General features: G+C 34.6%; 14 protein-coding genes. 11 read left to right on the forward strand and 3 right to left on the reverse strand.

The window, feature by feature from the left end; translation table 11 throughout:
- The first annotated feature begins 11 nt into the window (after nucleotides 1-11).
- The 3 genes from uvrA to CLOST_RS02815 all read left to right on the forward strand — a co-directional run bounded on the left by uvrA (nucleotide 12) and on the right by CLOST_RS02815 (nucleotide 4,380).
- Complete coding sequence (gene uvrA, locus CLOST_RS02805; protein ID WP_013360727.1) at nucleotides 12-2,840, forward strand: excinuclease ABC subunit UvrA; 2,829 nt, start codon at nucleotides 12-14, stop codon at nucleotides 2,838-2,840.
- Nucleotides 2,841-2,972: 132 nt separating this feature from the next.
- A complete protein-coding gene (locus tag CLOST_RS02810) occupies nucleotides 2,973-3,569 on the forward strand; it encodes a hypothetical protein (RefSeq protein WP_013360728.1) in 597 nt (198 codons plus the stop codon).
- A gap of 169 nt (nucleotides 3,570-3,738) precedes the next feature.
- Nucleotides 3,739-4,380: a response regulator gene (locus tag CLOST_RS02815; RefSeq protein ID WP_013360729.1), complete on the forward strand. Its 642-nt coding sequence runs from the start codon at nucleotides 3,739-3,741 to the stop codon at nucleotides 4,378-4,380.
- A 139-nt stretch (nucleotides 4,381-4,519) separates the two neighbouring features.
- Here CLOST_RS02815 and CLOST_RS02820 read toward each other — a convergent pair whose 3' ends face one another.
- Complete coding sequence (locus CLOST_RS02820) at nucleotides 4,520-5,338, reverse strand: polysaccharide deacetylase family protein (RefSeq protein WP_013360730.1); 819 nt, start codon at nucleotides 5,336-5,338, stop codon at nucleotides 4,520-4,522.
- Nucleotides 5,339-5,462: 124 nt separating this feature from the next.
- On the opposite strand from CLOST_RS02820, the gene CLOST_RS02825 reads away from it, so the two are divergent.
- From CLOST_RS02825 to CLOST_RS02835, 3 genes are read left to right on the forward strand one after another with little or no spacing between them, the layout of a single operon-like run.
- A complete protein-coding gene (locus CLOST_RS02825) occupies nucleotides 5,463-6,593 on the forward strand; it encodes an alanine dehydrogenase (protein WP_013360731.1) in 1,131 nt (376 codons plus the stop codon).
- Between the two features lie 25 nt (nucleotides 6,594-6,618).
- Nucleotides 6,619-7,236 carry a GntR family transcriptional regulator gene (locus CLOST_RS02830; RefSeq protein WP_013360732.1) on the forward strand — a complete coding sequence of 206 codons (618 nt, stop codon included), beginning with the start codon at nucleotides 6,619-6,621 and terminating at the stop codon, nucleotides 7,234-7,236.
- A 20-nt stretch (nucleotides 7,237-7,256) separates the two neighbouring features.
- Entirely contained in the window at nucleotides 7,257-8,837 is a 1,581-nt protein-coding gene (locus CLOST_RS02835; protein WP_013360733.1) for a hypothetical protein, read from the forward strand.
- A 115-nt stretch (nucleotides 8,838-8,952) separates the two neighbouring features.
- On the opposite strand, the gene CLOST_RS02840 is transcribed toward CLOST_RS02835, so the two are convergent.
- Both CLOST_RS02840 and CLOST_RS02845 read right to left on the reverse strand, forming a co-directional pair.
- Nucleotides 8,953-10,269 (reverse strand): sensor histidine kinase, encoded by a 1,317-nt coding sequence (locus CLOST_RS02840; RefSeq protein ID WP_013360734.1) that lies wholly within the window; start codon nucleotides 10,267-10,269, stop codon nucleotides 8,953-8,955.
- Entirely contained in the window at nucleotides 10,269-11,003 is a 735-nt protein-coding gene (locus tag CLOST_RS02845; protein ID WP_013360735.1) for a LytR/AlgR family response regulator transcription factor, read from the reverse strand. The genes CLOST_RS02840 and CLOST_RS02845 overlap by 1 nt, the downstream gene beginning before the upstream one ends.
- Nucleotides 11,004-11,231: 228 nt before the next feature.
- Here CLOST_RS02845 and CLOST_RS13440 point away from each other — a divergent pair, with 228 nt between their 5' ends.
- From CLOST_RS13440 to hisD, 5 genes are all read left to right on the forward strand, one after another.
- On the forward strand, nucleotides 11,232-15,812 hold the full coding sequence (locus CLOST_RS13440) for an S-layer homology domain-containing protein (RefSeq protein ID WP_013360736.1): 4,581 nt from the start codon (nucleotides 11,232-11,234) through the stop codon (nucleotides 15,810-15,812).
- Between the two features lie 245 nt (nucleotides 15,813-16,057).
- The gene (locus CLOST_RS02855; RefSeq protein ID WP_013360737.1) at nucleotides 16,058-19,753 is read left to right on the forward strand and encodes an S-layer homology domain-containing protein; all 3,696 of its coding nucleotides are present in this window, start codon (nucleotides 16,058-16,060) and stop codon (nucleotides 19,751-19,753) included.
- Nucleotides 19,754-19,969: 216 nt separating this feature from the next.
- Nucleotides 19,970-23,452: an S-layer homology domain-containing protein gene (locus tag CLOST_RS02860; RefSeq protein ID WP_013360738.1), complete on the forward strand. Its 3,483-nt coding sequence runs from the start codon at nucleotides 19,970-19,972 to the stop codon at nucleotides 23,450-23,452.
- 422 nt (nucleotides 23,453-23,874) lie between these two features.
- On the forward strand, nucleotides 23,875-24,498 hold the full coding sequence (hisG, locus tag CLOST_RS02865; protein ID WP_013360739.1) for an ATP phosphoribosyltransferase: 624 nt from the start codon (nucleotides 23,875-23,877) through the stop codon (nucleotides 24,496-24,498).
- The gene (gene hisD / locus CLOST_RS02870; RefSeq protein ID WP_013360740.1) at nucleotides 24,485-25,759 is read left to right on the forward strand and encodes a histidinol dehydrogenase; all 1,275 of its coding nucleotides are present in this window, start codon (nucleotides 24,485-24,487) and stop codon (nucleotides 25,757-25,759) included. The genes hisG and hisD overlap by 14 nt, the downstream gene beginning before the upstream one ends.
- Nucleotide 25,760 lies beyond the last annotated feature (1 nt).

The following is a 25,760-nucleotide window of genomic DNA, read 5'->3' on the forward strand; positions in this document are numbered from 1 at the left end:
CGGAGGAAGAAATGGAAAGAAGCGAGATAATAATTAAAGGGGCTAAGGAGCATAATCTAAAAAATGTAGATGTGACTTTACCTAGAAATAAATTTATTGTATTTACAGGATTATCAGGCTCAGGAAAATCCTCATTGGCATTTGATACCATATATGCCGAGGGACAAAGACGTTATGTAGAGAGTCTTTCCTCTTATGCCAGACAGTTTTTGGGACAGATGGAAAAACCAAATGTTGAGTATATAGAAGGGCTTTCTCCTTCCATATCAATAGACCAAAAAACCACATCTAGAAATCCTCGCTCTACAGTTGGAACAGTAACTGAAATTTATGACTATCTGAGACTCCTATTTGCGAGGATAGGAGTTCCTCATTGCCCTGTGTGTCATGAGCCTATAAGCCAGCTTACAGTTCAAGAGATAGTGGACAAGGTAATGGAACTTCACGACAGGACTAAAATTCAGATAATGTCACCTGTAGTAAGAGGAAAAAAAGGACGCCATGAGAAATTACTTGAAGCTATAAGAAAAGATGGATATGTAAGAATAAGAGTAGATGGCGAAAATATGGAAATAACAGATGATATTGAGCTAGATAAGAATAAAAAACACACTATAGATGTAGTAGTTGACCGTATAGCTGTAAAATCAGGAATAGAAAGCAGACTTTCAGATTCTATTGAAACAGCAGTAAAGCTTTCAGATGGGCTAGTTATTATAGATGTTATAGATGATAAGGAAATGCTATTATCTACTAAATTTGCCTGCCCAGAGCATGGAGTAGGTATTGAGGAGCTCACACCGAGAATGTTTTCTTTCAATGCACCTTATGGAGCCTGTGAAACTTGTAATGGACTAGGGAGCATGAAAAAAGTTGATGAGTATCTAGTAGTGCCAAATCAAGATTTGTCTCTAAGACAAGGAGCTGTAGATGCTTGGTTTTCTTCAGGTTCAGGAGCAAATGAAGATACCTATTACTTCAAAATGATAGAATCCCTAGCAACAACTTATAAAGCATCGCTAGACGTGCCTTTTAGAGATTTGGATAAAGAGTTTAAGCAAAAGCTACTATATGGTACTCCAGATATGATTGAGTTTAAGTATGAAAGCAAGTATGGAGGAAACAGAACCTATAAAGCGCCATTTGAGGGAGTAATCCCGAATCTAGAGCGCAGGTATAAAGAGACTCCATCAGAGTATATAAGAGAAAAAATCGAAAGCTATATGTTTGAAAGTCCATGCCCTAGCTGTCATGGAGCTAGATTAAGACCAGAGATACTGTCAGTTACTTTAGGAAATAGAAATATATCTGAGGTTACAGACTTCTCTGTAAATGAGATTTTAGATTATGTAGATTCTCTTGAGCTTACACCAAAACAAGAATTCATATCTAAAGAAATTCTAAAAGAAATAAAAGTAAGAACTAATTTCTTAAAGAATGTTGGACTTGATTATCTTACCTTGTCTAGAAAAGCAGGAACGCTTTCAGGTGGAGAATCTCAAAGAATTAGGCTAGCAACTCAAATAGGTTCAGCCTTGGTAGGTGTGCTTTATGTATTAGATGAGCCATCGATAGGACTTCACCAAAGAGATAACGACAAGCTACTAGCAAGTCTTAGACACCTTACTGATATAGGAAACACTTTGATTGTAGTAGAGCATGATGATGACACTATGAGAGCGGCAGACCATATAGTGGATATTGGACCCAAAGCAGGAATCCATGGAGGAGAAATAATAGCGCAGGGAACACTAGAGGATATAAAAAAGAATCCAAATTCGATAACTGGACAATACCTAAGTGGTAAAAAACGAATCGAGGTTCCTAAGGAAAGAAGAACTCCAAATGGAGCTAAGCTAACAATTAAAAATGCATCAGAAAATAACCTTAAAAATATAGATGTGGATATACCACTAGGGGTGTTTACCTGTGTGACAGGAGTATCTGGCTCTGGAAAAAGCTCACTTATAAATGAAATCCTTTATAAAGGAGCAGCCGCCAAAACTCAAAGATTAAAGGAAAGACCAGGAAAGCATGACGAGATACTAGGGCTGGAGCAAATAGATAAAGTAGTAGATATAGATCAGTCTCCTATAGGAAGAACACCTAGGTCGAATCCAGCTACCTACACTGGGGTTTTCGATATGATAAGAGATGTCTATGCACTTACTCCTGAGGCAAAAGCAAGAGGCTATAGCAAAGGCAGATTCAGCTTCAATGTAAAAGGTGGACGCTGTGAGGCATGTAAAGGCGATGGAATTATCAAAATAGAAATGCACTTTCTTCCTGATGTATATGTTCCTTGTGAGGTATGTAAGGGTGAACGCTATAACAGAGAAACTCTTCAAGTAAAATACAAGGGCAAGAGTATTTCAGATGTGCTTTCTATGAATGTAGAAGAAGCGCTTGAGTTTTTTGAAAATATTCCTAAGATAAAGAGAAAACTAGAAACTCTTAGCGAAGTAGGGCTAGCATATATAACCTTGGGACAACCTTCGACTCAGCTATCTGGAGGAGAAGCTCAGAGGATTAAGCTTGCAACTGAGCTGAGCAAAAGAGCCACAGGAAAAACACTATACATCCTAGATGAGCCAACTACAGGTCTTCATGTAGACGATGTAAAGAAGCTGATAGAAGTTCTTCAAAAACTAGTAGATGGTGGAAACACAGTCGTAGTAATAGAGCACAACCTAGATGTTATCAAGACCTGCGATCATATTATCGATTTAGGCCCTGAGGGTGGAGATAAAGGTGGCTCTGTCCTAATAGAGGGGACACCTGAAGAAATAATTAAGTGCAAAGATTCATATACAGGATTTTTCCTAAAAAAATATCTGTAATGATACTGTTATTTCAACTAGAGGTAAAATCTGCTAAACTATAAGTAGAAACATTGATGGCTATGAAATTATAGTAATTTATGAATAAAACAAGATTCATTAATGAATTCTTTGTCTTAAGGAGTGTTATAAATGAAAAAATTAACTAAGTTACTTGCAGTATTATTAGTTTTAGGGATTATGGTAACTGGATGTAACAACCAAATTAAACCATCTGAGCCTGACAAAATCCCAGTAGAGTCTAATGAAGGGCAAGAAAATCCAGATAATCAAGCTAACCCTGAAGACGAGCCTACAATAAATAAAGATTTAAAACAAGTAAATGCAATATTTTACTCTATGGATGCTGATAAGGCAGATATGATAATTTTAGATTCAAATTCAGATTCTAAAAATATAATTCTAAAAGATGAAGCTAGAGTATTTCTAACAGATAAAGAAGTAAATACAGTGGTTAGCCTTCAAATTAAGGAGTCAAGCAAAGGAATAGAGGTATACAATGCCAAAGATGCTGATAAAGCAACAGCTAAAGCGAAGTATATAGGATTTGCTGACAACAATTTTGCTGAATTTGAAATAATGAACAAGGCTTTTGTACTTCAGATACCTGAAGCTTTAAAAACTGAACTTGAAAAAGTAAATACAAATGAACTACTAGAAATTACTATAAAAACCAATGAAATACCTATAGCCAATCCTGTTTTAGAATCTTTTAAACGAGGTCAATAATTTACAGGTATCCTATTTTATGCACAAACAAGACATCGTACTTTAGTAGGGAAAACTACTGAAATAGGATGTCTTTTAATTTACAAAAAACGGTAATTAAGTTATAATATTACTAGGTCTTTAGAATGAAGTTGTGGGTCCAATTTAGTCCAGACTGAGAGGTATAATAATGATAAAAACGATTGTAGTAGATAACGATGCACTAATTCGAGATATTGTACAAAAGATATTGGAAGATAATAGCCAAATAGAGCTGGTTCACAAGGCGGAGGACGGGTTTGACGCCTTGGAATATTTAGAAATAAATAAAGTAGACTTAGTTCTTCTTGATATAGGGATGCCTAAAATTAATGGAATTGAGGTACTTCAAAAGATTAAAAACCTATATCCCCATATAAAGGTAATCATGCTTACTAGCTGTAAGGATAAAGAAATAGTACTCAAATGCCTTAATCTTGGAGCCGATGGCTACCTTTCCAAGGATGTAGGCTGCGAAGGCATAATTGACGCAATCCTAAGAGTATACGATGGTGAGATGGTGACTTTCCCAAAGGTATCTGACCTTATCATAGAGGATATGGATTATGTTAGAAAGCAGATAGAAGAGAATACCAAATCTCAAAAGCTTACGAAAAGAGAGCTACAAGTTATGTCACTTATATCAAAAGGAATGTCAAATAAAGCCATAGCAAAGCATTTAGAAATTAGTGATAAGACAGTTAAAAATCACGTATCAAGCATACTTAGAAAGCTATCCTTAAATGATAGAACTCAAATTGCAGTATATACACTTAGCAACAATATTTTTTAGCAGAAATATAAAACTTAAAAGAATTTCCATATATTTAAGAAAAACTGCTAGCAGTTTTTTGATTGAAACTTTTATATAAAAAAAGCTGAACTTCCTAGAGTAAACTTTAGAATGTTCAGCTTTTTTACTTTTATGACAATTAATTTGCTATTTTGGGAACTGTACTCTTTTCTTGGATTGTTTCTAATATTTTTTCTAATCTAGCGTGGATATCGTCGATAATAGCGTCACGCTCATAGTGAAAATCATTAGAATCTAGCATATAGCTATGGGTTATGGCTATAGTTTTTGTACCTTTATCATAGGCTTCAGATACCATATGCTGAAGCTTTTCTGTTGTAAAAAATTCTAATCTAAGCTCTTCATCCCTGCTAAGAGCATAAACAGGCATAGGATTAAGTAGCCCATTAAGGGGAGTATACTGCTCTCTGTATGGATTATGAGATTCGTACTTAATATCTGTAAGCTCTTCTAGTATTTTACTAGTATCTTCATTCATTGAGAAACAGCCACCTCTATATATCTGAATAGGTTCAATTCCTTTATTATCTAAATATTCCATGCATAAATTTATAATTTGTTTTTGCTGCTCATAGCTGTAGCTAGCTAGGTATTCCTCATCAGGTCTAATAAATGAGCATTTTGAAGCTATATCTTCTGGAAGATTGTCTGGATGTATATGAAGTCCAAAAATTACTTTGTAATTTTCTTTGATTTTATCAATTAGATTTAGCTTAGAAAGCATATCTGCAAAATACGGAGTTATAAAGAGAATACACGTTATGTTATTATTTGTTGCAAGCTTTAAAAAACGCTCGAGATTCAATACATTATTTTCTAAATTTTTATCGTAATTTGTACCTTCGCAGTCCATGCTGACAACTAATTCAAAGCCTTCATTTTGAAATAGGGAACTGATATCGTTGTTATAAATGGGTTTATTTACAGAATTTGACATGATTTTATATCTCCTCTCTTGTTAAAGTTACAACTTATGTATATAATTAAGTTGTTAGATTGCCAACTTTATTATATACATAAAGTATAAACTTGTCAAAATTAAAAGATAAAGGAGAAGGACTATGAAAACACTAGGATTTCCAAGAATGCACAAAGAAGAAGGAGAAATAAGAGCGTTTTTACCAGATTTTTTTGAAAAATTAGAGATTAATGGTGCTAAAATTTATATAGAAGAAGGTTATGGCTCTAAGATGGGGTATACAAAAGAAGATTATTTATCTGTAAATAAAAATATAGAATTTGTGTCAAAAGAAGAAAGCTACAAGCAAGATATTATTATAGTACTTAGAAGCCCAGAGTTTGATGAGCTTGAACTTATACCAGATGGAAAAATACTAGTCAGTATGCTCCACTATCCAACTAGAGCAAAGAGAATCAAGGTTCTTAAAAGAAAGAATATTAAAGCAGTATCTCTAGATTCTATACGAGGAGATTTTATGCAAAGGCTAGTATTTAACGCTAAAGGAACTTCTCTTCATGGGATGGAGATAGCATTTTCTGAGCTAGAGAAGATAAAATCAGACTTTTATAGCAATACTAGAGGCCCATTAGAGGTATCTATAATTGGTATGGGTATGGTAGGCTTACAAGCTGGAAAAGCTGCTAGTAAATTTGCTCTTCCAGAAATAGCAAAGAAAATAAAAGAAGCTAAGGCAAAGGGAGTACTTATTAATATGCTACCTAGAAACATCACTTCAGATAGAGAAGAGATGATTAAAATATTAAAAAGAACCGATATATTAGTAGACGCTTCAACTAGAGACAATCCTTATGAATATATTGTTGACAATGAATTACTAGGAAACTTAAAGAAAGAGGCTATAATACTTGATTTGACTGCTGATCCATATTTAGTTGATGAAGAAGGAATCCAAGTAAAAGCCATAGAGGGAATTCCTACGGGTACCCTTGATAAATATGTTATATACAAAGATGACAAAGAGTATTATGATATACCTGATACAGTAAATACATCTAATCGAAGAACTGTTGTGAGCTGCGATGCATGGCCTGGAGTCAAGCCTCGTGAATGTATGGAGCTTTATGCTGTGCAGATGCTTCCGCTTATTACAAAGCTCCTAGAAAAGGAATTTGAACAGATGTCTTTAGAAAGTCCTTATTATTTTGAAAGAGCAATCTATAGGGCAACTCTAGATTACTTTTTCAAATATGATAAAGTAAAAACAGAATAATGAATTTGTGGAGGGGTTGTAAGTTATGAAAGGGCAAAAGAAGGCAGCATATGTCTCTATTGCATTGGATATCGCAAACAAGATATTAAATGGAGAATTTCGAGAAAAACAAAAGATTAGTGGAAGGTCAACACTAGCTAGTATGTACAATGTTTCTCCAGAGACAATTAGAAGAGCGATAGTCCTGCTGGAAGATATGGATGTAGTAAACAGTAGCAGAGGTAGTGGAATTGATGTCATATCTAAATCTGCGGCAGAGAAATTTATCGAGAAAAATAAAAGCAGTAGATATATTTCTTCTATTAAAGATGAGATTAGAGATTTGATGCAACAAAAAAAGAAAATCGATGAGCAGATACAAGAGAGCTTTGACACTATTTTTGACTATATTGAAAGATTCAAAAGTGATACGCCATATACGTTTATAGAAATTAAAGTTACTGCTGATTCAAAAAAAATAGGTAAAAAAATAAATGAAGTTAGGCTTTGGCAAACTACAGGAACAACTATGGTTGCATACAGACGTAAAGGCGAGACTGTGATATCACCTGGACCTGATTATGTATTTGAAGAGGGAGATACCATAGTAGTAATAGGTAGCAACAATGTCTATGAAAAGGTATACGAATTCTTGTATTCATAATTGTTTTGGGGGGCTTGTCCGTGAAAAAGAAATTAGCCTGGGGATTGGTAATTCTTAATTTTTTGATTTTGCTTATAGCATTAGGCACTTGGATATATTCTAATACTCTAAGACCGCCTAATCCAGATATGAGTAGAGGTATCCTTCAAAAGATATTAAAAGCAGATACAATTGAGCAAAATATTTCAAATAAATCCAAGCTTTTAGATTTAGGAGATGATGCCTTTGCAGTTGGATACTTAGAAAAGGGCAATTTGTTTTTTGAGTTCTATGATGAAAATCTAAATAAAGTAAATCAGCTAAAAACTGAATTTACTGGAGTTAAGGATTTTGCTATAAAAGTAGATGGAGATAATTTTATACTATACACACTTGCAGATGGCAATATAAGAAAAACTATAGTAGAGTCCAAAAATCTAAAAAGAATTGGCAAAGATATTAGAATAGATGAAGCCAATTTTATGGTTCAAAAGGATGGTTATCTAATTTATGTGAAAAATGATGGGTTAGGAGTAGTTGAAAAGGATGGAAAAACTTATATCCTGAAAACTCAAGATAAAGTCATAAATGCAGACATTAAGGTGAGTGATGAAGGTGTAAAAATTGTTTATGCAACTATATCAGATATGACTACTCATCTTAGATATACTAAATACTTAAACGCTAGGTTTAGTGATTATAGGGATATTGCTGAGCTTGGTACAGATATAAATAGAAAATTGAGAAGCTTGGTATTGGAATCAAATCAAAACCAAAGTACTTTAATTTATGGAATAAAGGATCACAAAAGCCAAAATGTGGCATATTATACTGTGGATATAGATAAGGCTGAAGCAAAGCCAGTTTCTGTATCATCACTTCATCAGGATTCAGCACCAGTTTTTTACAATGGTACGAGCGAGATGATTCTATTAATTGATGATGTAAAGGGAAATAGTGTATATACTCAAGCCGCAATTGCTGATTTAAATGCCTCAGAGCCTAAAAAGCTGCTTACTAAAGGCAAAATAACAGCTTACAATCCGGAAATGATAAGCATTAATGGGCATGATTATTTAAAGTATGAAAATGTAATGGCAAACAAAAAAGAAGTATATCTTGCTTCATCAAGCCCAAGCATAATGGAAAAAACTAGTAAGCCAAGTGTTGATGAAGTAAATGGTATACTGGGAGAAACAGTTGCAGCTTCAGTATTTGGATATGCTTTTTCTCTTAGCTATTTTGGATATATATTTATATTTATTTCTTTATTATTTTTCTCTGCAATGTTGTTTTTTGTGAGCTGGACAGAGAGAAACCCAGGAAAGATAATAATCGCAGCTGCTGTAATGCATTTGATTGCTCAGCTTATGACTATGTCGAGCTATCTCATTCAAAATGCTCCGTCAAACATAGCTCTGCCATTTTATCTAAAAAATCCAGTGATAGTAATAGCTATGATAGTAATCAGCTTACTGGTATCACTTGCATTTATTTTTTACAGACATACTAGAAATGACATGAAACAAAGACTTTGGGGAACATATTTTGAGTTTTTTACTGTAAATACTATACTTTATATGCTGATATTTTTCCCTTATCTAGCGGTGTACTATATATAACAATGAAATTAAGAAATCCTAGATTAATAAGCAACTACTGAAATGTAAAAGCTTAAAAGTAATCTAGGATTTTTAATGTCGATAAATATTTATTGTTAGTTTGCGAATAGGTGGTTTATGTGAATAAGAATGTCATGTTAAACCAACCGTTATTGCTTGTGCAGCTTGCAGAAGCCTTATACTTATTTACGATTGACAATATAGACTGCATGCCTATTCCATGACCAGGCTCAGTGCTTGTTGGAAAGCCGCTACTTCCAATTAAAATTTCACCGTTAAATCTATTTTTGAAGATGATAGCTAGCTTTTCATCATAAAATCTAGCACTTATATAAATTTCTTGCTCATCAAGGCTTTGCTTAGAGCTAGCGATTATTGCATTTTCAAAGGCATTGGCTATCAGAATAGCTATATCGTTGCTATTCCACGGAAGCTTATCTGGTATATTAAGCTCTAATTTCACATCTATATTTTTCTCTTTAGCCTTTGACATATAAACCAATAAGGCAGAATTTACTATAGTGTTTTTACAATATACGAGAGGCTTGTTAGCTTTCATAGTTGTGTCGAGCTCTTCGATATAATTAAGTACATCTTCAGTTTTTTTATCTTGGATTAATGACCTAATTATTCCAAGGTTATGTCTCATATCGTGCTTGCAGATTTTAATGTGATTTTCTGATTCTCTAAGAATTTCAGCTTGAGCTAAGATACCCTCTGTTTGAAGATTCATGATTTTATTTTGATTCTTCAAGTAAAGCATGTTTTCCAGAGATTCAAAATCTAGAGTAATCCATTTCCAAGATATAATCAAAGACAAAGCAGTCATGATTCTGGAGATAATCTGAGGAAGGCTATTAATCCACTGGTTATTCATAGTAACCATTGCATCACTATAAATTGCAAGGGCAGGAATCATCCATATTACATTCCAATAATAATCATTTGTTAGTTGGCTATTAAAAATAATAGAATTAGAAACTTTCTTCCAAAGTGGGATGAAAAAAAGCGTAAATAAAATGCTATAGCCTATGGTTTGAATAGAAAGCTGAATATACAAAGGTGTAGCAGTGCTTATTCTACCTACAAACAAAGCTACAATGGAATGAAGAAATAAAGAATAGCCACCTTGCATTCCATAAATAAAAATATGCTTGTATAAATTTCCTTTGATAAATGAAATATTTATAAAAACATAAATTGTAGATAACAAAAATAAGAGACGCTTATATGTAAGAAGCGTGACGTTATTGTAATCACCCTTGACTAAAATATACACAGCCAAATGCTGAAAAATAAATGCAGCAGTGTAATATAGAAAAAGCTTTTTTTTCCTTCCAAGTTCTAGAGATTTTGAAAAAGGAAGATATCTCATGGCTAGCCCAGGAAGCTGGGCAATAGTGATAGCAAGTATAGTTATAAATAATGGCATCAAAAACCCCTTCTATTTATAAAATAAGTAGTATATTGCTCAATAACCTCAGCTTTTCTTCTTCTACTGATAGGAATTTTTTCTCCTGTTTTAAGTAGAAAGTCGTTTTCTATAGGTTTGACTATATAATCCATATTTACAGTGAGATTTCTATAACATTCTAAAAAACGATGGTCTTCACGTAAAACTTTAGAATAATCAGAATATTTTCCTGAAGCCTGAACAACTTCAGAAGCAAAATGGAAAAATAAGTTTCTAACAGAGCTTTCAATATATACGATATTTTTATTCAAAACAAACATGTCTCCAGAGCTTGTCTTTATAGTTATCCCACATTTATCAAGATTAAGTAGCTCTACAAAATAATCCAAAGCCTTGTAAAAAGCTTTCATATGCTTAGTTACAGGTTTTAGTATATAACTCAGAGCATGAACTCCATATCCATCTAGGATATGCTCAGTGCTAGTAGTAAAAAAAATAATCTTTATATTTTTATCAAGTAGTAACAATTTTTCTGCAGTTTCAATCCCAGTGAGCTCTGCCATATAAATATCCAAGAGGACTAGGTCAAATTCTGCTGGCATAAAGCCATCTAAAAACGCTTCGCCACTTTCATATTCACAAAACTCAGGAGTAATATCAAACTGTTGAAAGCGAACAGAAAAATAGTCAGTAACAAGACTGATAATCTCGTTTCTCTCTTGTGCTAAATCATCTACAACTGCTATTTTCAAAACGGGCCTCCTAGTTATTGTTAATATAATTATATATCAAAAATTTACCATCTTCAAAAAATATTTACCACTCAGTCAAAAAAACGACCACTCGGTAAAAATCTATAGAAAAAAATAAAATAAAAATATAGAATAAACGGTGTGTGCCTATGGTTATTAAAACGAGTTTATGCTTAGATACCATGCAAAAAAATTAAGAATTGAACTAAACAAAGGAGGTAAAAAATATTGAAATCAAGTCAACTAAAAACAAACAATAAGAAAAAAGTTCTCTCAATGCTACTTGCACTTACTATGATATTTCAAATTAGTATACCAGCAGTATTTGCAGAGGGAGAAGAAAATCAAAAGAAAATCATAGCTTTTGAAGAGCTAGCAGATGATGTAAAAAACATCACTGTAGAGGTAGATAGCACTGAAGAAGAGGTAGTAGCAAAAATGCCAAGCTCACTTAAAGCCTCGTATCAAGAAACAACTACAGGCTCAGCTATAGAAATCACCATAGAAAATGTAACCTGGGAGCTATATGAGACAAATAGCGCTTCAGCTACCTTTGATTCATCTCAAAGCGGTGCTAGCTATACATATAAAGCAAAGCTACCAGCTACAGATAGCATAGGAGATGAGCTGGTACTAGAAAGTGGGGTTTCACTACCGACTATCACAGTACTAGTAGGAGCTGTGCCCATACTGTTAGGTGGAGACTTAGATGAAGCTAGTATTACAGAGCAAGGTGGTAATATTACGACCTATGCAACCATAGAAGAAGCCATCACAGTAGCTCAAACTGTGGAAAACTGCACTGTAACATTACTAAAGGATGTAGAGACAGAAAATTTAATTTTAATCAACAACGGCACTTTTACTCTTGATTTAAATGGAAAGTGGTTGAATAATACTGCAAATGATGGAATTTGTGCTATTGGGTTACAGGGCGCAGTATCTCTTAAAATAAAAGATAGTGTAGGCACTGGAGGTATTACAACGATAGAAACTTATTCCATTTACAGCTCAGGATATTGTTCTTTGAAAATAGAAGGTGGAAGCTATAAAGGAATTATGTGGTCATATAATAATGTGGGAGATGCCCTAGAGAATGGCTATGTTTACAGAAATATCAGTGACAACTCGCTAGTGACCGATGTAAATACATTAAGTAATTTTGAAATTTATAATGTTAAAGTAACACCTGCACCTGTAATAATCACTGCCCAGCCTGAGGATACTATTATTGCTCCAGGCTACACAGTTGACCAAGCACCGACATTGACAGTTATAGCCCAGACAGTACCTACTGATTCTGGACAAACAATTTCATATCAGTGGTATAAGGACGATGTAGCTATTGCCGGAGCAACAAATTCAAGTTATACAGTTCCTACAGGACTTACAGAAGGAACATATTATTACTACTGCGCTGTGACTTGTGAGGGTGTCTTAGTAAAAAGTAATAATGCAGAGCTGTATATTTATAGCAATACGGGAGATTATGAAGTAACAGATTCAAACTCAAATACATCTAAATACCCAGCACTTGAAGCTGCAATTACATTTGCTAAAAGCAAGCCTGGCAGTACAGTTAAGCTACTTGCTGATGCTAATACTGTAAGCAGTGTGAAGGTCAGCTCAGGCACATTTACAATTGATTTAAACGGTCATATATGGACTAGTACTGCAACTGATAGAGCTTTGGATGTATCACTTGCAAATCATATAACACTAAAAGACAGTCATGGTGGCGGGAAATTTACAACAAGCACTGCAGAATGCTTGGTATTAGTAAGTAGATCGTCATTAACAATTGAGAGTGGAATTTATGAAAATACAGTAGGAAAAGTATCATATGCTAGTGCAATCGATAATACGCACAAAATAACTATTAAAGACGGTAGTTTTATAGGTACTGCAACAGGGCAAAGATTGTTTGAGTTTCATAGAATTGGAGTTTTGATAAATAACGGCTCTTTCAGTGGCAATCCAGTTTACTTTGCTACATATGAAAATATTACACAAAGTGTTTTTCTAGCTGGCGGAACCTATGATAGAATACAAATGTTTAGCGGTAGCCTAGGTACTTTACTTGAGGAAGACTATGCTTTTAATCAAAGCGGAACATGGATTAACAATCCAAGTGGAACAGATATATCTAATGTAATAGTAAAGCTTAAGCCAGTCGCTATAAGTCAGCAACCTCAAAATGCTACAAATGCAACATACGGCTACACTCAAGGACCAAATATTAGCGTAACAGCTCAAAAGACTGCTACTGGCACAGGAGATATTTCATACAAGTGGTATCGTGTGAAAAGTGGTAGTGAACCTGCTGACATGGAAGTAGGAACTAATTCCAATACATTAGAAATTCCATCTGGTCTTCCAGCAGGAACACATAGTTTTTACTGCGTAGTTTCCTGCGATGGATATATATTAAATACTGAAACTGTAACATTTACAGTAGAAAAAGCAACTCCGATAGTAGACATAGTAGAAGAAAATACAAGTGATAGAGTGTTTGGAGATACTATTCAAATTAAAGCAAAAGTTTCAGGTATATATTTTGAGAACTTGGCAGGGACTATTACTTTAAAAGAAGGAAGCACAACTATAGCAACAGCTATACTTAGCAATGGTTCTGCCATTTTGGAGTGGACGAATGTACCAACTGGTGACCATAATTTGCTAGTTGAATATACTGCGCCATCTAATAGTAACTATACTGATGAAATAAGCAGTAATATTAGCTTTAATGTTGTCAAAGCACCTCAAGCTTCACTTCATATCAATGAAGTAACAGGTAAAAAGTTTTTAGACGGTAATTTTACACTAGGTACAGCTGGTGGAACAGGAACAGGAGCAGTAAGCTACAGCGCATCCTCAAATGATGTACTTTCCATAAGTGGAAACACAGCAACTATTATTGGAGCAGGAACCGTAACAGTTACTGCTACAAAAGCAGAAGATGAAAACTATTTAAGCGCAACTGCTCAGACAGTTATAACTATTGATAAGGCATCTGCACCTACAATATCATTCCCTACAGCAAGTGGGATAACTTATGGTCAAAAGGTATTAGACAGTATTTTAGACGGTGGAAGCATCACTTTAGGAAGATTTAGCTGGAGCCAGCCTGAGCAGAATTTAGTACCTAATGTTGTAAATGGTGGAACTTATACTGCGAAGGTTATTTTTACCCCAAATGCGACTACAGTTAAAAACTATGAGGAAATTCCACAAGTAGATAGAGAAGCAGATATAAGTTTTACAGTAAATAAGGCGCAGCCATCTGTAAACCTATCAACTAAAAGTACAGGAACTTCTGGAAACAGAACAACAGAAATTAAGATAAATCTATCAAAATCAGGCTTTGGAAATTATCCTCAAGGCACTATAAAACTCGTTGATTGCACAGAAGCTACTGAAAAAGATATAGTAGGAGCTGAGAATGTACCTTTATTAAACGGAGAAGCTTCATATACTTGGACAGGACTTTCGGATAAGATATATAAAGTAAAAGCTATATATCTTGGAGATGAAAACTATCTACCAGCTAGTAGCAGTGTATCTGAGTTTGATACAACTAAAAATGAACAAGAGAATTTTAAGCTTTCTAATCCAGGAAGTAAAACCTATGGTGATAATGCTTTTACTCTAACAACCTCAGGTGGAAATGGAACTGGAGCTGTGAGTTATGTAAGCTCAGATGAGAGCATAATTAGTATATCTGGAGATACAGCTACTATTCATAAGGCTGGTACTGCAAATATCACAGCAATTAAAGCAGGCGATGATAACTATAATCCAGCTATGAATACACTAGCTGTTGATGTAGCTAAAAAAGCTCTTAATATAAAAGCTGATGATAAGCTAAATATTGTAAAAGGAAGTATTATGCCAAACTTAAGCTACACAGTTAATGGTTTATTAGGAACTGATAGCTTAACTAAAGAGCCAGTAATTACTACAAGTGCTAAAGATACTAATGCCGTAGGCGAGTATGTAATATCAATATCAGAAGCAGAGGTGTCAAATTCTGATAGCTATGAGATAAGCTATACAAATGGCAAGATGACAGTAATAAATAGTAGTAATGGAGATAGTGGCAATAACAGTGGAAATAGTTCTTCTGGAGGCTCATCAAGTAAAGATAACAAGGATGATAAAGAGCCAAATAAGGCTCCAGTAAATCAAACACCACCAGCACAAGGAGAACTACCACTACAAACTACTGAGCAAAACAGCACTAAGGCTCCAGTATTTGCAGATACTGAAAATCACTGGGCAAAATCAGATATAGAATTTGTAACAAAGAGAGGTCTATTTGGTGGAACTGGAGATGGCAAATTCTCTCCGAACATGCCAATGACTAGAGGAATGTTTGTAACAGTTCTAGGAAAACTAGCAAAAGCAGATTTAACTGGATTTACATCTAGCTCATTTAAAGATGTAAAATCAGATGCTTACTACCTACCATATATCCAGTGGGCAAATACTTCTGGAATAGTAAATGGAATATCCTCAGAAGAGTTTGCACCAGATATGCCTATTTCTAGAGAGCAAATGGCAGTTATGCTACTAAACTATATTAAAGCAATGAATATAGACCTAGCGAAGCTAAATGAAGAAAATCAATTTGCTGATACAGATGAAATGAGTGCTTGGGCAAAAGAGGCAGTAAACGCCATCCAAATGTCAGGCATACTATCAGGAAAACCAGACAATAAATTTGATCCAAAAGGAATAGCTACAAGAGCAGAAGTAAGCTCTATGCTTAGAAGATTTATTGAGTTTATGGAAGAAAGCACCAAATAGAAAGAATAAATGAAATAGAAAAAGACTAATAAATACAGAAAAATAAATGAAGCAATAGATTGAAATTCAATGTTTAAATTAAACTAAGAGTCCTATTTACAAGTGTTTGCATTTGTGAATAGGACTTATTGTTTTACCACTCAGTCAAAAAAACGACCACTCGGTAAAAATCTATAGAAAAATAATAATAAAAATATAAAATGAACTGTGAATGTCTTTATATTTAAAAAAGGAGGATTGGTTTAATGTTATTAAAATCAAAAAAGAAATTTTTTGCTATTTTACTTGTACTCACTATGATTTTCCAAGTGAGTATGCCAGTAACATATGCAGGAGAAATTCCTAAATATGTAGCTTTTGAGGAACTAGCAGAAGCTATAAGAAATCAGACTGTACCAGTAGGAACGACGAAGGAAGCTATAATAGCTACTTTGCCTACTGCTGTAGGAGGTACTCTACTAGAGACTGCAACTACAACAGGCTCGGCATTAAGTGTTACTGTTAATATCGAGAGATGGGATTGTTATGATTTTTCATCTGAGGTTCCAGGAGAAGAGTATTATTTTATCGGAACTCCACCATGGCCACATGAGATTGCAACTGGAGTAGAGTACCCAAAAGTTAAAGTAAAAATAGCAGGGGAATTACAGCTTCCACCAGGGGTGACTCTAGTAGACGGAGCTACATACGGGGGAGATATAACTCAGAGAGGGCTTAATTTAAGAAACAGTGGGCTACCAGACAAAAAAATGCAGTATAAGGCAGGTAGTGGTTATGTTTTGTTTACACCACAGGGACAGGGAGTAGCAAACCCAACTATAGAGCTAAATAATGCTACTTTTTTATACGGTGGGAATCCACTTGATTTGCCTGATGTAGAATCAGACTTAATATTTAAAGGAAGAACTGTATTAGCGGGTAGTCTTCCTAATGATTGCAATTTTAAATTAGAGCCAAATGCAAAGTTTGAATTAAGAAAGCCAGATGCCTCAGGTTCATGGCTAGATTTATTCTTAGAAAACAAAATGATTATAGGGGAAAATGCTACTTTTATTATTAATGAAGAAGTCGCAGTTATAGTAACTGAGAGAGGAGAAGGGAATACTTCTCTAATAGAAAATAGTGGAAGCATCATAGTAAGAGGAGAACTAGTATTTGAGGATCCAGCTTATAGAGATGATATAGCAAATTTGAATATTTCTACAGAAGACAGGGGAAAAGTATTAGTAGATGGCGAGCCTTTTATAATAGGAGATTTGCTTTTTGATGAAGCAGCTGGATTAGAGCTTTCTCCTGAAAATGAGGGAGTATATAAAGCTGGAAATGGAAGCATCACTTGGGAACCTGAGATAGCACCATTTGGAGAGCTTATAGGTGGAGTGCTTACTCTAGATAATGCAAGTTTTAATATGGAAGAAGGTAGTAGAGGTTGTATTAGGGTATTTGAGAGGAAGAATATACCTATTACTATTAATGTGATAGGAGAAAATAATCTAGAAAATATATATGGAGAAGTTATAGCAATAGACAACCTTAAACTTACAGGAAGCGGGAATCTAACTGTAAAGGGCGAATCGCCGATAATTTATGAAGATAGCTTTGACAAAACAGGGTTTAATGGAGAGTTAAATGCTATTGTAATTAAACGCATTTATGAAATGGGCTATGGACATAGTTTATATGAAACAGCATATGGAAGAACTTCATATGTTGATGGAAATGATGCTACAGAGTTTACAGTGTCGCAAGGAGCTGTATTAACAATAGAACAAGGAGCTAATCTAGAAACTAAAACATTTGTTAATAATGGCGAGGTAATAAATAACGGTTCGATAAGTATGCAAGTAGATGTAAATGATGCAAATTTATATACATGGGCATATGATTATCTTAACCTAAAAGGTAGCGGAGTATTAATAGTATCTCAGACGAGTGGAGGTGGTATTTCTGCTACATTTACAAACGATGGCAAGCTTATAAATGAAACATTTACACCTCTTGATTTTAGTAGTGTCACAGAAGATAAAGGGAATTTAGAAGTAGATGGTTATTTTTGGAATCACGCTACAAAAACTCTTACATTACAAAACATTATTTTGCATGAATCAAGTAGTACGGTGAATAATAGTGCAATTTCTCTTCCACAAGGAGAAAATGTAACTCTAGAGCTGAAAGGATATAATAAAATTAAAGGATTTAAAAAAGCTATATATCAAGGAGACCCTATTTTTGACAATCCAAACGAAAAAATTGACCCATCAGGCTCTCTTACTATTAAAGGAAATGGAATTTTAGTAGGAGAAAAAAGTGAATTGGGAGGTTATAGGGAGGATGTAATTACAACTACTGGTAAGTTGATAGTTGAAAGTGGTACCCTAAATATGTATTCCCCACATAAAAAAGGTATACTAGCGATAGGGATGGAAATTAAAGGCGGAAATATAGGCAGCGAATTTGTTAAATCACCTCTTATTTGCTTAGGCGATTTTGTGATGAGTGGTGGCAAGATTATAGGAGCAAATACAGATGGTGGAAGCATAGAAGTATTTGGAAATATGAATATTTCTACAGGAGAGATATATGCAAATGGAGTAGCAAATGCTATCGATGTTATTGGAGGAGATTTAACTCTTACAAATGGAAAAGTTAAAGTCCAAGATTCATTAATTGGAATTAAACTTAGAGAGGGTAACTTTACTATGACAGGTGGAGATGTTCAAATATATAATTCAAATGATGAATTATCTTCAGGAATTGTATTAGTAGATATGATGGGCTCTAATAGGACTTTTTCTATAACAGGTGGAACTGTAGATATTAAGGTATTAATGTCAGCATTTAATTTCATGAGTTTTGGAAATGGAAGTACTTTTAGCTTTGAGTCAGGTGGCATGAATGTAACTACATCTCCAGTAGGTGGAGTACTTAGGTCTGAAACTTTTTCAATGCCAGAACCAGGAGATATACCTCCTGATGCAGTAAACCCAGGGGCAGGACCAATTCCTCCTGACTCAATAAATCCGGGGGCTGGACCAACACCAGGTTCAATGCCTGGAATAACGGTGACTTCTTTTACTACTGATGAAAGGCTAGATGTATCGTTTATGTCAGAAATAATGATTGAAAATGCTTGTACAGGATTAAAAATAGTAAAAGAAAACACTCCAGATGAACCAACAAATCCGACAAACCCAACTAATCCATCGAATGGAAATACATCTGGAGATTCAGGCAATAACAGTGGAAATGGTTCTTCTGGAGGTTCATCAAGTAAAGATGACAAGGACGATAAAGAGCCAAATAAGGCTCCAGTAAATCAAACCCCACAAGCACAAGCAGAACTACCACTACAAACTAGTGAGCAAAACAGCACTAAGGCTCCAGTATTTGCAGATACTGAAAATCACTGGGCGAAATCAGATATAGAATTTGTAACAAAGAGAGGCCTATTTGGTGGTACAGGAGATGGCAAATTCTCTCCAAATATGCCAATGACTAGAGGAATGTTTGTAACAGTTCTAGGAAAACTAGCAAAAGCAGATTTAACTGGATTTGATTCAACTGATTTTAAAGATGTAAAATCAGATGCTTACTACCTACCATATATCCAGTGGGCAAATACTTCTGGAATAGTAAATGGAATATCCTCAGAAGAATTTGCACCAGATATGCCAATTTCTAGAGAGCAAATGGCAGTTATGCTACTAAACTATATTAAAGCAATGAATATAGACCTAGCATCACTAAATCAAGAAAATCAATTTGCTGACACAGATGAGATGAGCACCTGGGCAAAAGAGGCTGTAAAAGCCATCCAAATGTCAGGCATACTATCAGGAAAACCAGACAATAAATTTGACCCAAAAGGAATAGCTACAAGAGCAGAAGTAAGCTCTATGCTTAGAAGATTTATAGAGCTTATGGAAGAAAGCACCAAATAGAAAGAATAAATTAAACAAAGAGTCCTATTTACAAGTGTTTGCATTTGTGAATAGGACTTATTTTTTTACCACTCAGTCAAAAAAACGACCACTCGGTAAAAATCCATAGAAAAAAATAAATTAAAAATATAGAATATGTAAGGTGTTGGAAATAGGTTTAATTTTGCCTAAAAATTAATACATCATATTATTTATAATAATTAAAGGAGGTATAAAATGAATTTAAAGCAAAAGAAAAAAATGCTTTCGGCATTACTTGCTTTTACTATGGTATTGCAAATGAGTGTGCCAGTAGTATTTGCTGAGGGGGAAGACTCATCATCAGGAGCTGATGACATAATGCTATCAGGTTCCAATCAACCCACTACGACAGGAGGAGCTATCACTATTGATTTAGATGGATTGGTAGCAGAAAATCTAGCTAGCTTAAACGAAGGAGATATAGTCACTATAGACGGAAAAGAGGTTACATATAAAGGCGATGCCACAGCAACAGGCATAAATATCGCAGAATCTGAATATGTAGCAGATGGAAAACAGGTAATATATAAGGCGGGAAATGGATATATACTTATAACTTGGCCTACACAAGCAGGGGTACCATATCTAGTTACACTTCATGATGCTAACATTGACATAGCAGGGACAGGCGACATAGATGCAATTGATATAGTTGGAAAAGTAATAATGAATTTAGAAGGAGCAAATCGCTTAAAAGCACCTCGAGATGGAATACGAATAGGCACTATTCAACCCATCATTACTATTGGCGGAAACGGGAGTCTATATATAGAGTCTCTATGTGGAATAAACCAAACTCATATTAGTGGGGAATTTATTATTCAAGAGGATGCAGTATTAGATTTAAGATGCACAGGATTTGGAATGCACACAGGTTATTCTGGGAAGATTACGATAAAAGATAATGCAAAAGTCAATATATCAGTTAGCCCAGGAACAAATAATGCCGCATGTATTTGCAAATATTTATATGTAAAAGGAAATGCAGAAGTAAATACGAATGGAGAACATCCAATTATAGATGCAGTAAGTACTGAAGTTGAGCCAACTACAAGTTTAAATGCTATTGTAAGAGGAGTGCTTAGCACAACTGAATGGCCACATACAGTTTATGGCACAGTTACAGTACCAGAAAATGCGATACTAGATTTTGGAGCAGAATATCATAAAAATGGACCTCTTTCAGCAGCAGAAGGAGCAAGCTTAATAAACAATGGGATAATTAAAGTCAACGACGGCGTAAGTGTAGAACAGCTTAAAGCACTTAATATAACAAATAATGGAATCCTTATGTTAGGCAGTAAAGCGGTGCAATTATTTGGCGATACACTTTATGAAGATAAGGGGACAATTACAGGGAATATTGATTTTAAAACTAATATGCCTACAGAACCTACTTATTACAGAAAATCTGGTGGTTATATTATGTTTAGACCAGCATCAGGAGCAGAAAATGCATCTATTAAATTACATGGAATTAATTTAGAAGCAGATAATAATCTTCTGATATTTCCAGATGAACTAGTTGATGTGATAATAGAGGGTGAAAATGAAGTAGATATTATTAGAGCATCTAAAAACTTTAACCTCAAAGGAAATGGAACGCTAAATGCACTTCGAATAGAAACAACTGAGGAAAATGTTCAAATGAATATAGGTAGTGACGTAAAACTAAATTCAGAATATAGAACAGGTAGTAATATGATAATGACATCTACCTTCTACGGAAAAAACGAAGTAGACTATGCTGATGGATTAATGGTAAGAGGTGACCAAAAGGTAGTTTTAAAAGCAGGGTCAGAACTTAAGCTTAGCATAAACGAGGGGATTATAGGCTTTATGCAGATTGATGAAGGTGCTTTAGGAGACATTATTATAGAAGAAGGAGCTTCTATTGTAAATAACTCTCATATATTCCTTCCGATAGGGACAACTGTAGAGCAAATCAAAGCCCTTAACTTAAAAGGAACTGGAGTAGTTCGTGTAGTAAAGGAATATGATAATGGCTTGCCTTCTATATGGGACACATTTTCAAATGAAGGAAAATCAGTGACAGTAATGAATGGCAATTTAACTCTTGACGATATTGAAATTACTGAATCGGACAATAAAGGTTATACATGGACAAAGACAGAAGAGAGTGGCAATAAAGTATGGACACTTGAATTAAAAAATATAATAATTGATGGTTTAATTAATGTTCCTAACACTAAGACAATAATCAATACTCAAGAAGATAGTAATGTGAATGGTGGGATAAGCAAATCTACTAGTTATTCGTTAGATCTTGTTTTTAAAGGAAATGGAGTACTCACTATAGGTGGAACTATAAGTGGAGGAACTAATGGTGATATTGTAACAATAGAAAATGGAGCAAGAATAAATATATTGGGTAATATTTCTGTGGGAGCATCAGGCGGAGGAGTAGATGGAACGGTTATAATTGATGGAAGAGGAACAGAATTGATTATTAATAGTGGATATGATTCAGGTATAGTATGCGATACTGTGAAAGTTCAAAATGGAGCAAATGTAGAGATTCACTCCGAGACTAGAGGAATAATGGCTTTATCTGGAGGAGTATCTGTAGAAAATGGCTCAACATTAGAAACAAATTGTGAATATGGAGTATATATTCTTGATGGAAAGTTAAATGTAGATGATACTAGCATACTTATAACAGATGGCTCAAGAGCTCCATTTGCGATAGTAGACTTATCTGGTGAAAAGGGAGAAAGTGATGTAGTTAGACTTCCAGGGATGCCAACAGATACAAAGATAAATTCAGTAACTGGAGATTTTGATTTTTATGGAACAAAAAGAAAATATTGGAGCGTCCATGACACAGGTGTTTTAGGAGTGACAGATGAAAATAGTGAGCCTGTAAAACTTACAGGAGCAGCTATAGGAAGATATATATTCAAAAAGGCAGTAGTGCCAACAGATCCAACACCAACAGACCCAACACCAACAGACCCAACACCAACAGACCCAACACCAGATAAGCCATCAAAACCTAGTAAACCATCTAGCGACGATGACAAGGAAAAAGAAAAAAATGATGTAGAACAAGAAGTACCAATACCGCCTACAGTTGTGGCAGAAGCAGAACCGTCAAAACCTATCTTTATAGATGTAAATGATGATGATTGGTTTAAGCCTGCAGTGGATTTTGTAACTGGAAAAGGAATCATGAATGGAGTAGAAAAAAATAGATTTGGGCCATATATTAGTACTACTAGAGGAATGATAGTTACGATATTCTGGCAAATGGAGAACAAGCCTATGCCAAATGGTTCTCAAAATTATACAGATGTAAATCAAGGACAGTATTTTGCAGATGCAGTAAACTGGGCGACAGAAAACAACATTGTAGTGGGATATGGCAATGGAAATTTTGGCCCAAATGATATAATAACTCGTGAACAGATGGCAACTATTTTATATCAATATAGCAAATATAAAAATTATGATTTGACTCAAGGTGGAATGAAGGTTAGAGAGTTTAGCGATTATGAAAATATATCTCCATGGGCACTTGAATATATGACATGGGCAGTAAATAATCAAATCATTTCTGGTGTAGGAAATAATATGCTAAATTCAAGAGGTCATGCAACAAGAGCTCAAGTAGCCGCAATACTAAAGAATTTTTATGCTATAATCGATAAACAATAATATTCAATACAAAAGAATTTGCTTTTTAATTTCAATAAAATTAATTTATACTTTTGAAATGCGATTCATAAATTGAAATTTATCTATTTATAATACTTATTTAAGATAATATTTCAAATTTTAAAAAAATAGCTTGCATTTTTATTCGGTATAAAATATAATAGCTATCAAATAAAAAAACGATTAAAAATATATCTAAGGAGAGATACTAATGAACCTTCTAATACTTACAACTGTACAACTACATCATCATTATTAGAAGGGTATGAGCCGTTATTGGTCCAGCCCTGTTCGTGTTTTGAAAGGGCTAACTTCTAATAATGGCAAAAATAAGATATATTTTATTTTTAGTACGCACAAGAGCCATTTTGGATTTATAGTCCAAGGTGGCTTTTTTTATTTCAATAAAAAGGAGAGATATTATGCTAAGAATAGCACTTGCAAAAGGAAGGCTTCAGGAAGATTTTTTAGATTTAATATACCAAAACCAAGGCACTATGAGTCAAAACAAAAGAAGCCTAAGGCTGACAGATCGATTAAGAAACTGGGAGATACTTCTTCCTAAGTCTCAAGATGTGCCTCAGTATTTAGATATGGGAATGGCTGATATAGGGGTGGTGGGCAAGGACGTACTCCTAGAGTGCAAAAGCAACTTAAAAGAGGTAATGGATTTAGAGCTAGGAAGGTGCAAGATGGTAATAGCTGGACCTACTGAAAACAAAGGAAAAGTTAAGTATAAAACTGTTGCAACCAAATACCCCAATATTGCAAAGGATATTTTTAAAAATAAAGGGATTGATGCTGAAATCATTTATCTGCAAGGCTCTGTGGAGCTTGCTGTGGCAACTGGAATAGCTGATGTCATAGTAGATATAGTTCAAACAGGCACAACCTTAAAAGAAAATGGACTTGTAGTTTATGAGGAGCTATTTGATATTAATGCAAAGCTAGTAGTATCTAATGAAATATCAAGCAGAAAATTTGCAATGATAGATAGCTTAATAAATGAATTAAAAAGAGGAGGAGAGCGCTGTGAATATATTTAAGCTAAATTCTGAAAGAGCAAGAGCTTTCCTAAATAAAATAAGCTCTAGGCAAGCAGATATGGAAGATAAGGTGCTAGATGCAGTTAGAGAAATAATAAATAAGGTAAAACAAAACGGTGATAATGCATTGATAAGCTATGCAAAGCAGTTTGACAAGGTAGAGTTAAAAAGCCTAGAGGTAAGCAGTATAGAGCTAAGTCAGACCGAACTGAAAATTGATAAAGCTGTTAAAAAAGCTATAGATAAGGCATATGAGAATATATGGGAATTTCAGTCAGCTCAAAAGCCTGAGGATTTTATTTACGAAAAGGAAGGAATCATATCTAAAACTAGATATATACCTATAGAAACAGCAGGAATCTATGTCCCAGGGGGCAAGGCAGCCTATCCATCATCCGTACTTATGAATGCCATACCAGCAAGAGCTGCTGGGGTTAAAAATATCATTATGACAGTGCCTTGCGATGAAAATGGAGTGATAAGCCCTGAAGTGCTTTATGCGGCCAAGCTTTGCAAGGTAGATAGAATATTCAAGGTCGGAGGAGCACAGGCAATTGCTGCTCTTGCATATGGCACAGAGTCTATTCCAAAGGTAGATATCATTACAGGACCAGGAAATATCTATGTATCAGTTGCAAAAAAATTGGTTTATGGAACTGTAAATGTAGATATGATAGCTGGACCTAGTGAAATTCTAATAGTATCAGATGGAAATCAAAATCCAAGCTATATAGCGGCAGATTTGATTTCACAGGCAGAGCATGATGAGCTGGCATCATCTATACTACTAACTCTAAGCGATAAAGAAGCAGAGGCTGTATCAAATGAAGTGGGCATTCAGCTATCAAAGCTCCCAAAATCTAAAATTGCATCTGAATCAATTAAAAACTATGGAGCGATTCTAGTATGTGATACTAAGCAGGAACTCATAGATATAGCTAATCAAATAGCTCCAGAGCATCTTGAGGTTTTGTTTGAAGATAAAAAAATTACTGACAGCCTTACAAATGCTGGATGTATTTTTTCAGGAGAATACTCGCCAGAGCCACTAGGGGATTACATGGCTGGGCCAAACCACATACTTCCAACCAATGGAAGCGCTAAAGCTTTTTCGCCTCTAGGGATTCAAAGCTTTATGAAAAGAAGTAACTATATAGAAGCAAGCAAAGAAGGGCTTGAAAAAATTTATAAGGATATAGCCTGTTTTGCAAAGGCAGAAAATTTAGATGGACATGCAAATTCGATTTTGAGGAGGTTTTAAG

The organism is Acetoanaerobium sticklandii, assembly GCF_000196455.1.
In the GTDB taxonomy this organism is placed as follows: domain Bacteria; phylum Bacillota; class Clostridia; order Peptostreptococcales; family Filifactoraceae; genus Acetoanaerobium; species Acetoanaerobium sticklandii.

What these genes read in the sequence shown, in the direction of transcription:
- hisG (WP_013360739.1), top strand. Translation starts at nt 23,875, where the DNA reads ATGCTAAGAATAGCACTTGCAAAAGGAAGGCTTCAGGAAGATTTTTTA.
- CLOST_RS02830 (WP_013360732.1), top strand. Translation starts at nt 6,619, where the DNA reads ATGAAAGGGCAAAAGAAGGCAGCATATGTCTCTATTGCATTGGATATC.
- CLOST_RS02825 (WP_013360731.1), top strand. Translation starts at nt 5,463, where the DNA reads ATGAAAACACTAGGATTTCCAAGAATGCACAAAGAAGAAGGAGAAATA.
- uvrA (WP_013360727.1), top strand. Translation starts at nt 12, where the DNA reads ATGGAAAGAAGCGAGATAATAATTAAAGGGGCTAAGGAGCATAATCTA.
- CLOST_RS02815 (WP_013360729.1), top strand. Translation starts at nt 3,739, where the DNA reads ATGATAAAAACGATTGTAGTAGATAACGATGCACTAATTCGAGATATT.
- CLOST_RS02810 (WP_013360728.1), top strand. Translation starts at nt 2,973, where the DNA reads ATGAAAAAATTAACTAAGTTACTTGCAGTATTATTAGTTTTAGGGATT.
- CLOST_RS02860 (WP_013360738.1), top strand. Translation starts at nt 19,970, where the DNA reads ATGAATTTAAAGCAAAAGAAAAAAATGCTTTCGGCATTACTTGCTTTT.
- CLOST_RS02820 (WP_013360730.1), bottom strand. Translation starts at nt 5,338, where the DNA reads ATGTCAAATTCTGTAAATAAACCCATTTATAACAACGATATCAGTTCC.
- CLOST_RS02840 (WP_013360734.1), bottom strand. Translation starts at nt 10,269, where the DNA reads ATGCCATTATTTATAACTATACTTGCTATCACTATTGCCCAGCTTCCT.
- CLOST_RS02855 (WP_013360737.1), top strand. Translation starts at nt 16,058, where the DNA reads ATGTTATTAAAATCAAAAAAGAAATTTTTTGCTATTTTACTTGTACTC.